Annotated in this window: 14 protein-coding genes; 5 read left to right on the top strand and 9 right to left on the bottom strand. The window is 72.8% G+C overall.

Features of this window, described 5'->3' with window-relative positions; all coding sequences use genetic code 11:
* The first annotated feature begins 21 nt into the window (after positions 1 to 21).
* Positions 22 to 981 (top strand): ABC transporter ATP-binding protein, encoded by a 960-nt coding sequence (locus tag IF02_RS0100710; protein WP_078621775.1) that lies wholly within the window; start codon positions 22 to 24, stop codon positions 979 to 981.
* Positions 978 to 2,552, top strand: a complete 1,575-nt coding sequence (locus tag IF02_RS0100705) for an ABC transporter permease (protein WP_030152847.1) — start codon at positions 978 to 980, stop codon at positions 2,550 to 2,552. Before IF02_RS0100710 ends, IF02_RS0100705 begins: the two co-directional genes overlap by 4 nt.
* A 24-nt stretch (positions 2,553 to 2,576) precedes the next feature.
* Here the strand turns inward: IF02_RS0100705 and IF02_RS0100700 are convergent, their stop codons facing one another.
* Positions 2,577 to 3,773, bottom strand: a complete 1,197-nt coding sequence (locus IF02_RS0100700) for a cytochrome P450 (protein WP_030152846.1) — start codon at positions 3,771 to 3,773, stop codon at positions 2,577 to 2,579.
* A gap of 241 nt (positions 3,774 to 4,014) precedes the next feature.
* On the opposite strand from IF02_RS0100700, the gene IF02_RS0100695 reads away from it, so the two are divergent.
* A complete protein-coding gene (locus tag IF02_RS0100695; protein ID WP_037835318.1) occupies positions 4,015 to 4,563 on the top strand; it encodes a DUF6232 family protein in 549 nt (182 codons plus the stop codon).
* The gene (locus IF02_RS0100690) at positions 4,560 to 4,916 is read left to right on the top strand and encodes a hypothetical protein (protein ID WP_030152843.1); all 357 of its coding nucleotides are present in this window, start codon (positions 4,560 to 4,562) and stop codon (positions 4,914 to 4,916) included. Before IF02_RS0100695 ends, IF02_RS0100690 begins: the two co-directional genes overlap by 4 nt.
* Before the next feature lie 42 nt (positions 4,917 to 4,958).
* Here the strand turns inward: IF02_RS0100690 and IF02_RS0100685 are convergent, their stop codons facing one another.
* The 6 genes from IF02_RS0100685 to IF02_RS0100660 all read right to left on the bottom strand — a co-directional run bounded on the left by IF02_RS0100685 (position 4,959) and on the right by IF02_RS0100660 (position 11,174).
* Positions 4,959 to 5,618, bottom strand: coding sequence for a response regulator (locus IF02_RS0100685; protein ID WP_030152841.1), 660 nt, complete (start codon positions 5,616 to 5,618; stop codon positions 4,959 to 4,961).
* Positions 5,615 to 6,967 carry a sensor histidine kinase gene (locus IF02_RS0100680; RefSeq protein WP_051695380.1) on the bottom strand — a complete coding sequence of 451 codons (1,353 nt, stop codon included), beginning with the start codon at positions 6,965 to 6,967 and terminating at the stop codon, positions 5,615 to 5,617. The genes IF02_RS0100685 and IF02_RS0100680 overlap by 4 nt, the downstream gene beginning before the upstream one ends.
* Positions 6,968 to 7,054: 87 nt before the next feature.
* On the bottom strand, positions 7,055 to 7,735 hold the full coding sequence (locus IF02_RS0100675; protein ID WP_030152837.1) for a response regulator: 681 nt from the start codon (positions 7,733 to 7,735) through the stop codon (positions 7,055 to 7,057).
* A gap of 8 nt (positions 7,736 to 7,743) precedes the next feature.
* Positions 7,744 to 9,069 carry a sensor histidine kinase gene (locus IF02_RS0100670; RefSeq protein WP_234318047.1) on the bottom strand — a complete coding sequence of 442 codons (1,326 nt, stop codon included), beginning with the start codon at positions 9,067 to 9,069 and terminating at the stop codon, positions 7,744 to 7,746.
* Positions 9,070 to 9,079: 10 nt separating this feature from the next.
* Positions 9,080 to 10,303 carry an acyltransferase family protein gene (locus tag IF02_RS0100665; RefSeq protein ID WP_078621774.1) on the bottom strand — a complete coding sequence of 408 codons (1,224 nt, stop codon included), beginning with the start codon at positions 10,301 to 10,303 and terminating at the stop codon, positions 9,080 to 9,082.
* A complete protein-coding gene (locus IF02_RS0100660) occupies positions 10,296 to 11,174 on the bottom strand; it encodes an alpha/beta hydrolase (RefSeq protein ID WP_420708061.1) in 879 nt (292 codons plus the stop codon). The genes IF02_RS0100665 and IF02_RS0100660 overlap by 8 nt, the downstream gene beginning before the upstream one ends.
* A 391-nt stretch (positions 11,175 to 11,565) precedes the next feature.
* Here IF02_RS0100660 and IF02_RS0100655 point away from each other — a divergent pair, with 391 nt between their 5' ends.
* Entirely contained in the window at positions 11,566 to 12,048 is a 483-nt protein-coding gene (locus tag IF02_RS0100655) for an HIT family protein (protein WP_030152831.1), read from the top strand.
* Between the two features lie 131 nt (positions 12,049 to 12,179).
* On the opposite strand, the gene IF02_RS0100650 is transcribed toward IF02_RS0100655, so the two are convergent.
* Both IF02_RS0100650 and IF02_RS0100645 read right to left on the bottom strand, forming a co-directional pair.
* On the bottom strand, positions 12,180 to 12,656 hold the full coding sequence (locus tag IF02_RS0100650; protein WP_030152829.1) for a MarR family winged helix-turn-helix transcriptional regulator: 477 nt from the start codon (positions 12,654 to 12,656) through the stop codon (positions 12,180 to 12,182).
* The gene (locus tag IF02_RS0100645; protein ID WP_030152827.1) at positions 12,649 to 13,284 is read right to left on the bottom strand and encodes a DJ-1/PfpI family protein; all 636 of its coding nucleotides are present in this window, start codon (positions 13,282 to 13,284) and stop codon (positions 12,649 to 12,651) included. Before IF02_RS0100645 ends, IF02_RS0100650 begins: the two co-directional genes overlap by 8 nt.
* Between the last annotated feature and the right edge of the window lie 176 nt (positions 13,285 to 13,460).

Genomic DNA, 13,460 nt, shown 5'->3' with positions numbered 1-13,460 from the left:
AAGTAGCGTACGTTCAGAATCATGACGAAGGCAATCAGCGTCGCCGGACTCCACAAGGCGTTCGGCCGCACGCACGCACTGGACGGTCTCGACCTCTCGGTCGCCACCGGCGAGGTCCACGGCTTCCTCGGCCCCAACGGCTCCGGCAAGTCCACCACCATCCGGGTTCTGCTGGGCCTGCTGCGCGCCGACTCCGGAACCGCCGAGCTGCTCGGCGGCGACCCCTGGGCCGACGCCGTGCAACTGCACCGCCGCGTCGCCTACGTCCCCGGCGACGTCACCCTCTGGCGCAACCTCTCCGGGGGCGAGGTCATCGACCTCTACGGGCGGCTGCGCGGAGGCCTGGACCGGGCCCGGCGCGCCGAGCTGATCGAGCGGTTCGAGCTGGACCCCACCAAGAAGGGGCGTACGTACTCCAAGGGCAACCGGCAGAAGGTCGCGCTCGTCGCCGCCTTCTCCTGCGACGCCGAACTGCTCATCCTCGACGAGCCCACCTCCGGGCTGGACCCGCTGATGGAGGAGGTCTTCCAGGACTGCGTCGCCGAGGCGCGCGCCGCCGGGCGCACCGTGCTGCTCAGCTCGCACATCCTGAGCGAGGTCGAGACCCTCTGCGACCGGGTCAGCATCATCCGCAAGGGCCGCACGGTGGAGACGGGCACGCTGGCCGATCTGCGGCACCTGACGCGCACGTCGATCAGCGCCGAGCTCGCCGGCCCGCCGAACGGCATCGCGCACCTGCCGGGCGTGCACGACGTGGAGGTACAGGGGCTGAAGATCCGCCTCCAGGCCGACACGGACAAGCTGGACGCCGTACTGCGCTCGCTCGCCGACTCCGGGGTGCGCTCGCTGACCTCGACCCCGCCCACGCTGGAGGAGCTCTTCCTGCGGCACTACGCGGACGACGCGGACGACGCGGACGACGCGGACGGCGTGCGTGGCAACGGCGGCGGTGCGGACGTGAAGGCGGGCGTGTCGCGATGAAGGACCAACTGGCCGGCACCGGGACGCTGCTGCGCCTCGCGCTCCGCCGGGACCGCGTGATGATGCCGGTCTGGATCATGGTCGTGGCGCTGCTCGTGCTCAGCCTGCCCGCCTCGCTGGAGTCGGTGTACGGGACGGCCGCCGAACGGGCCCGGCTGCTCACCACGATGAACACCAACGGCTCGCTGCGCGCCCTGTACGGGCCGGCCTTCGGCGACTCCATCGGCGCCCTGACCGCATGGCGCGGCGGGATCTTCGCCGGGGTGCTCGCCGGGATCATGAGCCTGGTCATCGTGGTCCGGCACACCCGCGAGGAGGAGGAGACGGGCCGTCAGGAGATGCTCTCCGCCGCGATGGTGGGCCGCCGGGCACCGCTGACGGCCGCACTGCTGGCGGCCTTGACTGCCAACGGGCTGGCCGCGCTGCTGGTGACGGCCGGGCTCGCCGGGCGCGGGGCGGGCGGTGCGCTCGCCCTCGGGCTCGGCATCGGCGCCACCGGGATGCTGTTCGCGGCCCTGGCCGCCATCGCGGCGCAGCTCACCGAGAGCGCGCGGCTCGCGAAGGGGCTCACGGGCGCGCTGATCGGCGCGGCGTTCGTACTGCGCGCCGCCGGGGACGCCGGGAGCGCCGGGGGTTCGAGCGTGCTGACCTGGGTCTCGCCGCTGGGCTGGCTGGAGCACGTACGGGCCTTCGCGGCCGAACGCTGGTGGGTGTTCGCCCTGTTCGCGGCGGCCGTGGCGGTGCAGGTGGCGGCGGCGTACGCGCTGGCCGGGCGCCGCGACGTCGGCATGAGCTTCCTGCCGGCCCGGCCGGGCCCGGCGCAGGGCCGGCTCGGCAGTGCGGGGGCGCTGGCCTGGCGGCTCCAGCGGGGGAGCCTGGTCGGGTGGAGCCTGGCGTTCCTGGCGGCCGGGGTGGTCTTCGGCGGGATGACGGACGGGGCCACGCAGCTGGTCGGCGACAACGAACGGACCCGCGAGATCATCGAGCGGATGGGCGGGCAGAGCGGGATCGCGGACGCCTTCCTCGCGACGATGGCCGGGATGCTCGGCATGATCGCCGCCCTGTACATCGTCTCGGCGGTGCTGCGGCTGAGCGGCGAGGAGTCGGGGCAGCGCGCCGAACCGCTGCTCGCCAACGCGGTCGGCCGGCTGCGCTGGGCCGGCGGCCACCTGGCGGTGGCGTTCGGCGGCTCGGCGCTGATCCTGCTGCTGGCGGGGCTGGGCCTGGGGATCGGGCACGGCCAAGACGTGGGTGCGGCGGTGGGCGCCACGCTCGCCCAGCTCCCGGCGGTCTGGGTGATCGGGGCCCTCGCGGCCCTCCTGCACGGCGCCGCCCCGCGGTACGCGGTGGCCGCTTGGGCGGTGGCCGGGGGTGCGCTGACGCTGGGCTGGATCGGCCCGGCGCTGAACCTCCCGCAGGCCGCCTTGAACCTCTCGCCCTTCGCCCACCTGCCCAAGCTGCCGGGTGCCGAGGCTCTGGCCTGGGCCCCGCTGCTGGTGCTGACCGCGCTGGCGGCGGCCCTGCTGGCGGCCGGCCTGGCGGCGCTGCGCCGCCGGGACCTGGCCGCGTAACCCCGCTCGGAATTCCCGTAACTCTCAGAACTCCACGAGGAGTTCGTCCAGACCGCGGATGACGTACCCGTCCCGCCACCGAGGCTCCCGTACGAGCTTCAGGGGCGGGACGCCGTCTGCCAGCAGGGCCCCGAACGAGGCGGTCAGCTCCCGCCGCGCGAGCGGGGCGCCGAGGCAGTAGTGGATCCCGGCGCCGAAGCTGAGGTGCGGATTGTCGGCCCGTACGAGGTCCAGGGCGTCGGGCCGCTCGAACCGGGCGGGATCCCGGTTCGCGGACCCGAAGAGAAGCGCGACCTCGGCTCCGCGCGGGATGACGGTGTCGCCGATCCGGATGTCGTCGAGCACCCAGCGCTCGAACATCTGGAGGGGGGTGTCGTAGCGCATGAGTTCATCCACAGCTGTGGACAACTTTTCGGAATCGAGCGAGGCGAGCTGCTCGGGATGGCGGAAAAGGGTCCACCAGCCGTTGACGGTGGTGTTCACGGTGGCCTCGTGGCCCGCGTTCAGCAGGAGGACGCAGGTGGAGATCATCTCCTGCTCGCTGAGCCGGCCCTCGTCGTCGTGGGCGGCGATCAGACCGGAGATCAGGTCCTCGCCGGGCTTCTTGCGCCGCTCGGCGATCAGCTCGCGCAGGTAGGCGCTGAACTCCACGCTCGCGCGGACCGCCCGCTGCGCGGTCTCCTCGTCGGGACGGAGCTCGTACATCCCGCAGATGTCCGCCGACCAGGGCCGCAGCGGGGCCCGGTCCGCCTCCGGGACCCCGAGCAGCTCGGCGATCACCGCCACGGGCAGCGGCTCGGCGACGACGGTGAGCAGGTCCCCGCCCCCGTCGGCGAGGAGCTGCCCGACCAGCTCCCGGGCGAGCCGGTCCACGGCGGGCGCGAGCCGCTCCACGGTCCGCGGGGTGAACGCCTTGGACACCAGCCGTCGTACGCGGGCGTGGGCGGGATCCTCCAGGTCCAACAGGCCGTTGTCGTTGAGGACATGGAACGGCTCGTGCCCCGGGGGCGGGGCCTCGCGGCCGAACTCCTCGTGTGAGAAGCGGTGCAGGTAGGTCCGGCCCAGCCGGCGGTCGCGCAGCAGCGCGCTCACATCGGCGTAGTGCGGCACGAGCCACTGCCCGGTGGCCTCCCACCACAGCGCCCGCCCCTGCTCCCGCAGCTCCCGGTAGGCAGGGTAAGGATCGGCAACAAACGCGGCGTCCCACGGATCAAAGCCCATCCCTTCACTGTAGAGGAAGGCCCCGCGCGCGGCCGGAACTCGCCTTGTGGGGCCGGCGCGCCAGGGGCCTAATGAGGCTTCGTTCCGATGCGGTTCCATCTCAGGGGGATGTATGGAAGCGACAGAGCCACCTGTGCCTCAGCAGCCACAGAGGCCGTGGCACCGGCCGCCGGCACCGCCCGCCTCGCCGCCGCCGACTCCGCAGAACCCGCCGGGGTCGCCTCCGGCCACCGGTGCCGGGCTGCCGGGAAGTCTGGATCTGAGCGTCACCAAGCGGCTCTTGTGGGTGGGCGGGGCGGTCTATCCGCTCCAGAACGTGGCCCGTGTGTACACGTTCGTTCTGCATCCGCGGCGCAAGGAAGCCGTCGTGACCTTCCTGAGGCGAACGGCGATCACCCTGCTGACGGCGATGGGGTTCACACTGTTCGGCGCCATCGCGGACTTCCTCGCTCATGAGACCGAGACCTTCAGCACCCTCCTCGTGTTCGTCTGGCTCGGCAGCGTGGTCGCCGCGATCTATTTCTTCGCGGACATGATGGGGGTGCTGACCGCGGCCTCCCATTTCGTCCTGGCCGTCGAGTCGAACGGCCAATCGACCGCGCTGGTCACCGGGGAGGCCGGCCACCTGAACCGGCTCGTCCACCAGATCGCCCACGCGATCGAGAACCCGGACACGGAACTCCGTGTCCAGGTGGAGCGGCTGACGATCAGCAACCCGAGCAACTACTACTTCGGCGACGCGGTGAACATGTACGGGGGCTCGAACAACGTGGGGATGGCGACCGCATGAGCGGGAACAACTACTACTTCGACAAGGCCGTCAACATCCACGGCGGCTCGCACAACATCGGCATGGTCAACCACGGCTCGGAACCCGCCGCCCAGCCGGTCGATCCCGCCCTCGCGGAGGCCGTCGGCGAACTGATCGTGCTGCTGGAGCGACTGCGCGACCACGTGTCCCCGCTGACCGCCCAGTCCATCGACGACTCCCTCCCGGCCCTCGCGGTCGGCCCGGGTGCGGCGGCGCCGCAGGAGCGGCACCGGGCGCTGATGGCCGTCGCGGGCATCGCCGCCACAGTCGGTGCGATCGGCCAGCCCGTTCTCGACGCCGTACGGGCCGTCTTGGAACTCCTCGCCGTCTAGGCCGTGTCTTTCGGATCATGCCGGGCCCGCCTGGTGACCCCGCTACGCCGGGGTCACCAGGCGGGTCTCGTAGGCGAACACCGCGGCCTGGGTGCGGTCGCGCAGGCCCAGTTTCACCAGGATGCGGCTCACATGCGTCTTGATCGTGGACTCCGCGACGATGAGCCGGTCCGCTATCTCCGCGTTGGACAGCCCCTGAGCGATCAGCACCAGCACCTCCGTCTCCCGCTCCGTCAACTCCCCGATCCCCGCCGGGTCCGCCAGCTTCGGCGGGGTCGACAGCTTCGAGAACTCCAGGATCAGCCGCTTGGTGACCGTCGGCGCCAGCAGCGCCTCACCGGAGGCCACCACCCGCACCCCGTCGGCCAGCTGCCGGGCCGAGGCGTCCTTGAGCAGGAACCCGGAGGCCCCGGCCCGCAGCGCCTGGTACACGTACTCGTCGAGGTCGAAGGTCGTCAGGACCAGCACCTTCGCGTCCGTGTCGGAGGCCACGATCTCCCGCGTCGCCTCCAGCCCGTTCATCACCGGCATCCGGATGTCCATCAGCACCACGTCCGGCCGCAGCGCCGCCACCTTGGCGATGGCCTCGCGGCCGTCCACCGCCTCGCCGACCACCTCGATACCGTCCATCGCGTTCAGCAGGACGGAGAAGCCCTCCCGGACCATCATCTGGTCGTCGACGATCAGCACCCGGATCGTCATGCCGACTGCCCCGGCCCCTGCGCCGCGTCCTGGGCCTCGCCCTGTCGCCCGCGCACCGGTATGAACACCGCCACCTCGTACCCGCCCGCCTCGGTCCCCCCGGCCGTCATCTCACCCTCCAGCATGGCCACCCGCTCCCGCATCCCGGTGATCCCGTGCCCCGCGCCCGGCGAGGGCCGCACATTCCCGGTCGCCGCCGCATTGACCACCCGTATGCCCAACCCGCCCAGTACGTACGAGACCTCCACCGAGGCCGCCGCCCCCGGCGCATGGCGCAGGGTGTTGCTCAGGGCCTCCTGGATGATCCGGTACGCCGACAGCTCCACGCCCGGTGGCAGCTCCCGCACCGCACCCGTCACCGTCTTCTCCACGCTCAGCCCGGCCTCCCGCACATTGGCCAGCAGCCCGTCCAACGAGGCCAGCGTCGGCTGCGGGGCGTCCGGCGCCTCGTAGTCAGCGGAGCGCACCACACCCAGCACCCGGCGCAGCTCCGTCAGCGCCGCCACCGCGTTCTCCCGGATGGTGGCGAACGCCGCCTCCAGCTCCGGCGGCGGGTTCTTCACCCGGTACGGCGCGGCCTCCGCCTGGATCGCCACCACCGACATGTGGTGGGCCACCACGTCGTGCAGCTCCCGCGCGATCGTCGTCCGCTCCTCCAGCAGCGTCCGGCGGTCCCGCTCGACGGCCGTGACCTCCTGCTGCGCGCTGACCTCCTGCTCCGCTTCCCTGCGGATGTTGCGGACCGTCACCACCAGCAGCGACACCGCCAGGAGGAAGGCCATCGGCATGACCTCGACCGGCTCCCCACGGCCGAGCAAGACCGGTACACCGATCCCGACCCCCAGGGTGATCAGCCACATCCAGCCCGCCGCCCGGGGCCTGGTCCGCATCGCGGCGAAGGTCACCGTGGCGAGGTAGGAGACGAAGGCACCCGGCGTCCAGGGCCACACGTCGTTCATGCCGGAGCCGACCACCGCGAGTGCCCCGGTGGCGGCGATGGCCGCCCAGAACGCGCCCACGGGCCGCACCAGGGTCATCAGCACCGGCGTGGCCGCGACCAGCCCCATCACCAGGGAGCTGCTCGGTACGACGTACTCCCCGCTGGTCGTGGACGTCAGCATCACCACGAAGAACGCGACGAAGCCGACGACCGCATGAGGCAGATACGCCATGTACGGCCGTATCCGCCCGGGCAGCCGCCGCGTCACCGGGCCGTCGGTGCGCATCGGCGCCAGCGGCCGGTACGCGAAGGCGTCCGTGATCAGATCCTGGCGCACGCTCCGGAGCAGGCCGGAGGCCATCCGGAACTCGGGTGTCCGGGGGTTCGCCCGGGAGGTCGTCTCGCTCATACCCACACCGTAGGTCGGCCGCCCCCTCGTCCGCGTCGCCGCTGATGGGGATATCCCGGCCTCCCCCTCAAGTACTACCCGGGGCACTCAGTAGCCCGCCGGACGGACCAGACCCGTCTCGTAGGCGAACACCGCGGCCTGGGTGCGGTCCCGCAGGCCCAGCTTCACCAGGATCCGCCCCACATGGCTCTTCACGGTCTGCTCGGCGACCACCAGGTGCGCGGCGATCTCCGCGTTGGACAGCCCCTGCGCGATCAGCGACAGCACCTCCGTCTCCCGCTCGGTCAGCTCGTCGATCCGCGCCTTCGAGGGCGCCCGCGGCGCCCCCATCCGGGAGAACTCCGTGATCAGCCGCTTGGTGATGTTCGGCGAGAGCAGGGCCTCGCCGGCCGCCACCACCCGGACCGCCTCCGCGAGCTGGTCGGCCGACGCGTCCTTCAGCAGGAACCCCGAGGCCCCGGCGCGCAGCGCCTCGTACACGTACTCGTCGAGGTCGAAGGTGGTCAGCACCAGCACCTTGACGGCGCACTCCGGGGCGGCGGTGATGACGGAGGTGGCCTCGATGCCGCCCATCCCGGGCATGCGGATGTCCATCAGGACCACGTCCGGCCCGAGTTCGGCGACCTTGGCCACCGCGTCGGCCCCGTCCACGGCCTGGCCGACGACCTCGATGTCGGGCTGGGCGTTGAGGAGGACGGTGAAGCCCTGCCGGACCATCATCTGGTCGTCGGCGATCATCACCTTGATCGGGTCGGCCGGAGTGCTCATGCGCCTCTTCAGTCCTTCTTCGTCTCGGGATCCATCGGGAGCACGGCGCTCACCTCGTACCCTCCGCCGGGGCGGGGGCCGGCGGCGAGCTCGCCCCCCAGCATGCCCGCCCGCTCCCGCATCCCGAGCAGACCGTGCCCGGCGCCGTGCGAGGGCGGGGCCGGCCGGGTCGGGGCGCTGTTGGCTATGCACAGGTGCAGCTCGCGCGGCCCGTACGCGATGCCGACCTCCACCCGCGAACCGGGCGCGTGGCGCAGACAGTTGCTCAGCGCCTCCTGCACGATCCGGTACGCGGTGAGCTCGACGCCCGGGGTGAGGGGCCGCCGGATGCCCGCGATCTCGGTGGTGACGGCCAGGCCGGCGCTGCGCACGTTGTCCACGAGGCCGTCCAGTTCGGCGAGGGTGGGCTGCGGATGGTGCGGGTTCGCCGGATCGTCCGGCTGCTCGGAGCGCAGCACGCCCAGCACCCGGCGCAGTTCCGTCAGGGCCTCCAGCGCGTTCTCCCGGATGCCCGCCAGGTTCTCCTTGAGCTCCTCGGAGGGGTTCTCCACCAGGTGCGGGGCGACCTGCGCCTGGATGGAGATCACCGACATGTGGTGGGCGACGACGTCGTGCAGCTCGCGGGCGATCCGGCTCCGCTCCTCCAGCAGGGTGCGCTGGGCCCGCTCCTCCTCGGTGATCGTCTCCTGCTCGACGAGCTTTCCGCGGGCCAGGCGGGTGGCCCGCAGGGCGTATCCGAGCAGGCCGACGAAGCCGAAGAGGAGAAGTGCGGCCAGGACGCTGCTCTGGCTGTGCTCCGGCCTGAACAGCACCTCGGCCAGACCGGTCAGAGCGATGGGGACGGAGACCGCGGCGACGGTCAGCCGGGGCGGCACCCGCAGGGCCACCAGCAGCAGGACGGGTGCGAACGCGAAGATCCCGGAGGGCATCCAGGGCCAGGTCTGGCCGGGGCCGACATTGTCATGGATCGACCAGGCGGTTACTCCCGCGGCCAGCAGGCCGAGCCACCATCCGCCGATCGGGCGGAACATCGCGAGGACGATGGACGCGCCGGTCAGGATCCCCGCCAGCAGCGGGATGCCGCCGTAGTCGTCGTAGTGCTCGCCCATCTGCTGCGCGGTGAGGAACCCGAAGAAGACCGCGGCGTAGATGACCACCGCGTGCGGCAGCCGGGCCAGCCAGCGCGGCCGGGACATCCTGGGCAGCGGGTCCCGCTCGATGGTGAGCAGGTCGTGGGCCAGGGTCCGCAGGGGCCGGGCCCGCGGCGCGGTGGTCCTGCCGGAGTCCGCTTGCGCTTGCGCTTCCACGGCGGGCGGCCCGCTCTGCTCGTTCACGCCGTCCAGCCTAGGCATGGTGGATCACCTCGTCGGTCGCCCGCAGGGTGAGGGCCGCGGTCCCGGAGCCGGTGACCGTCCGGGAGGCGGTCCGGGAGGCCGCGCTCTGCTTCGGCCGCCTGGCCTGCTCGTACGTACGGAACGCGGCCCAGCAGACGCCCAGCGCGGCGGCGAACACCGGCAGCCACAGCAGCCGGGCGGCTATCCACTGCGCGGAGTCGGGCACGGTGTGCAGCCCGGGCAGGTCTGCGGGGGCCAGCAGCCCCAGGGCGGTGACGGCCATCATCGCGGTCTGGTGCCACAGGAAGATCGTCATCGCGGACAGGTTCATCAGCGCCACCTTCGCCCAGGCCCGGGGCCGACGCATGGCCCGCTCCAGCGGCCCGCGGAGCAGCAGGGCCAGCCCGCACTGGGCCAGGCCGAAGGCGACGGCGGCCAGCGTCGGCGGGTTCAGGTTCGATATCGGGGCCCCGGGGACGCCGACCATGGAGGCCGGATACCCGCCCCAGAGAACAAGCCCGACGGTGGCGGCGGCGCCGGCGCCGAGCAGCAGGGCCGCCGGGGTGCGCCGGGCGAACGCCCCGCGGGACCAGGCGGCGCCCAGGGTGTAGGGGACGAGCCAGCCGGCGGCCACATTGACCCAGCCGATCCACTCCGGCCCGCCGAGGCCGAACCGCCACACGTCCACACCGGCCACCACGGCCAGCGGCCACAGGGGGTTGAGCCGGGCCACGAGCGGCGTGGCGGCGGTGAGCACGGCGAAGACGAGGAGGAACCAGAGCGGGGAGAGGACGAGCTTGACCAGCGTCTGGACGGTGCTCGGCTCGGCGCCGCCGAGCAGCATCCCGACCGCCGTCACGGCCCACAGGGCGAGCACCGCGGCGACCGGCCGGAACAGCCGCGACAGCCGCTGCCCGACCCAGACGCCGTACGGGACCCCGCGCTCGCGCGCCGAGGCGTGGCCGCGGGCGGCGACATGGCCCCCGACCAGGAAGAACACGGCCAGTGTCTGGAACACCCAGGACACCGGAGCCAGCCACGGCAGGTGGGCCAGCGGACTGGTGTTGCTCAGGCCGCCGTTGGCGGTGGTCAGCGCGGTCACCAGCCAGTGGCCCAGCACCACGCCGAGGATGGCGAAGGCCCGTAAGGCGTCCACGGTCCGGTCCCGGTCGGCGGGTGTCCCGGCGTCGATGCGGTCCGCGAGGACGGACCAGCGGGCGCGGAGCTTACGCATGGGGGGCCTCCGTGGCGGTGCCGAGGACGATGCGGGTCAGGCTGTCGAGCGACGCGGTGCCGGGCTTGAGGTAGTCGCTGTGCCCGCCGGGGCCGGCGGTGAAGGGCCGGGCCCCGAAGGCCGGGTCGACGGGGTCGGTGCCGAAGCCGACTCCGCCGAGGCGGACATGGGGGACATGGCCGATCCAGTCGGCCCCGCCGCGCCCCGCCCAGACCCGGGCGCCGGTCGGCAGTTCGGCGGCGGAACCGGCGCCGGTGCCGGGGCTGCCGAACAGGGCCATGTCGGAGACTTCGGGGCCGGTGCGGGTCCGGGCGCAGACCACGGACCCGTACGAGTGGCAGAGCAGGGAGAGCCGGGCCTCGGGCGCGGCGGCCCGCCCCAAGCGGTCGAGGAAGGGGCCCAGTTCGGCGGCCGCGGCATCCGCCCGGTCGGCGGTCAGGACGGTCGCGCTGACCGTGCCGGGGGTGTCATAGCCGAGCCAGGCGACCACGGCGGAGCGGGGATGCCGGGCCTGGAGGCGCTGTTGCAGGGCGACGGCCCCGGCTCGGAACCGCTGGTAGGTGTCCAGCGTGGTGTCGGAGCCGGGCACCAGGACGGCGACCCGGTCGGCGGTCTCCAGATCGCCGAGCACCTCGACGGCCCGGCCCTTGCCGCGGCCGTCGAAGGCGAGGAACCGGGCGGTGCCGTCCGCCTCCATGGCGCGCAGCTTCGCCGCGCGGCCGGTGCGGCCGGCTTCCTGCGCCATGCGGGCCGCCTCGGCGAGGTTGGCACGATGGGCGGCGTACCGGTCGGGGAGCGTGGCGTGTTCGGCGAGCGCTACGGGCGCCGGAGCCGGGACGTCGGGAGAGGCGGCGGCTGATACCGGGAGCACGACGGCCGAGGCGACGAGCCCGGCCAGCAGGGTGCGCCGCAGCCGGCCGCGGGGTCGTCCTGCACGGCGACCGGCGCCGGTGCGCCCATCGAGGCGTCGATCGAGGCGTCCAACGGGGCGTCCTGCGGCGCGGGTCATGGCGGGTCCCTTTTCCTTCGCTCGATCCAGAGGGGCTGTGCTCGCGTCATCTCTGGTTCCGAAGTTAGGAATTGATGGGCATCGTCGGCGTCCCGCTGCAGAGCCCCCTTTCCGCATGGCTCTCAGGTATGACAGGGCAGACCTGAGAGCCACCCTCGAAGAGGCCGGTCATCCCCGGGGATGCATCCCCGCGGTGCATTCCCGCGGTGCATTCCCGCGGATGCACCCCGGGAGCGTGGACTAGGGTCCCGGGATGACCAACGGTGACTGGCGCAACGACCGTATAGGCAGCGCGCATCGGGGCGAGAACCCGACCGTCCTGCGACGCCTCGACCAGGGCTTCGCCGTGATCGGGGACCGGCAGTTCCTCCCCGGATACGCGGTGCTGCTGACCGACGACCCGTCAGTGACCCGGCTCTCGGATCTGCCGCGGGCGCGCCGGACGGCGTACCTCGGTGACATGGAGCGGCTCGCCGAGGCCGTCGAACGGGCCTGCCGGCGGCTCGACCCGGCCTTTCGGCGGGTGAACATCGAGATCCTGGGCAACACCGACCCGTACCTCCACGCCCACATCTGGCCCCGCTACGACTGGGAGCCCGCCGACCTGGTCCGCGTGCCGGTGTGGCGGTACGAGCAGGAGGAGTACTGGCGGGGCGGTCGCCACGAGCTGGGCCCCCGGCACGACGGGCTGCGCGTCGCCATCGGGGAGGAACTGGACCGGCTGGGCCAGGGGTAGCCGTACGCGCCCACGGCGTTGTCGCCACGCGGATGCCCGGGACGTGGACCGGGCGCTGGTCACCGCGGTGAACGGGGCGCTGGTCACCGCGGTGAACGGGGCGCTGGTCACCGCGGTGAACGCGGCGCTGGTCACCGCGGTGAAGTCGTCCCGGGCAGCAGGGTGTCCAGGGCCTTCGTGAGGCGGTCCAGGACCTCGACCGTTTCCGCGAAGGCCGCCTCGCCCAGTTCCTCCGCGAGGCGGGTGGCCAGGACGGCGTGGGCCGGGGTGATGCGGGCCACGGCGGCGCGCCCCTCCTCCGTCGGGCGGAGCAGCTTCGCGCGCCGGTGGGCCGGGTTCGGGACGTACTCCGCGAGACCCTTGGCCGCCAGCAGGTCCGCGATGCGCTGGACGCTCTGCCGGGTGATGCCCATGACCCGGGCGATCCCCGCCACCGGCAGCGGCTCCCGGAGCACCGCGCCCAGCACCTGCCACCAGGCCGCGGTCAGCCCGGCCGGTCTGGCCAGTTCCTCGGAGAGCGCCAGGAACCGGCCGTTCAGGCCGAACACCCCGAGTGCGGTGCGGCTCAGCAGGTCCTGCCGGGCCCGTTCCGGCGAAGGGTCAGGCATCGCCGCGCTCCCCCGCCGCCATCAGCACCGGGAAGGCGCTCGCGTCCGAGTCGTGGAACAGGCGGTACCAGGCGTCCAGGACCTCCGGCCCGTAGACGTCCAGCCGGGCGAAGACCTCCCGGGCGAAGGCCACCGGTTCCGTCGGGCCCGCCGTGATCAGGTCGCCGTCCGTCACCGCGTCGGCCTCGACGTACCGCCCGGCGCCCGCGTAGCCCGGCTGCCCCGCGAGGTAGCCGGCGGCCGCGCTGGTGTGGGCGTACGCGTCGAGCAGGCCTTCCCGGGCCAGGCCGGCCGTGGCTCCGCAGATCGCCGCGACCGGGACCCCGGCCGCCAGGAACTCCCGCGCCTTCGCCGCGAAGGGGGCCAGGTCGTCGCCGGAGTCCCAGAGCGAGGCGCCGGTCAGGATGAGGAGGGAGGAGTCCTCGGGCGAGAGGTCCGAGAGGGCCAGGTCGGGCTGGATGCGGACGCCGCCCATGGTGGTGACCGGCGCTCCGGCGGCGAAGCCGACCGTACGGACCCGGTGGCCGCGCTGGGTCAGGTGCGCGGTGGTGTGGCCGGTCTCCCAGTCCGCGTACGTGTCGTACACCGCGAGGTGGACCGGCCGGGTGCGGGGAGTGGACGTCGTCATCTTCATCGCCTCTTCCATCATCGCCTCTTCCATCGGCATGACAGTAGGCTGTCACTTCGACAGTGTGCTGTCAATCACTCGGTTCCTGTACTCCGTTCCGCACTCCGTTCCGCATTCCGTGCCGACAGACTGCCGAGGCCCGGCCCCCACCCACAGACAGTCCGCCGATATCCCCT

This window comes from Streptomyces sp. NRRL S-244 (assembly GCF_000717915.1).
Taxonomy (GTDB): domain Bacteria; phylum Actinomycetota; class Actinomycetes; order Streptomycetales; family Streptomycetaceae; genus Streptomyces.
Note: the sequence above shows the minus strand (reverse complement) of the source record. Positions and strands in the feature narration are given on the sequence as shown.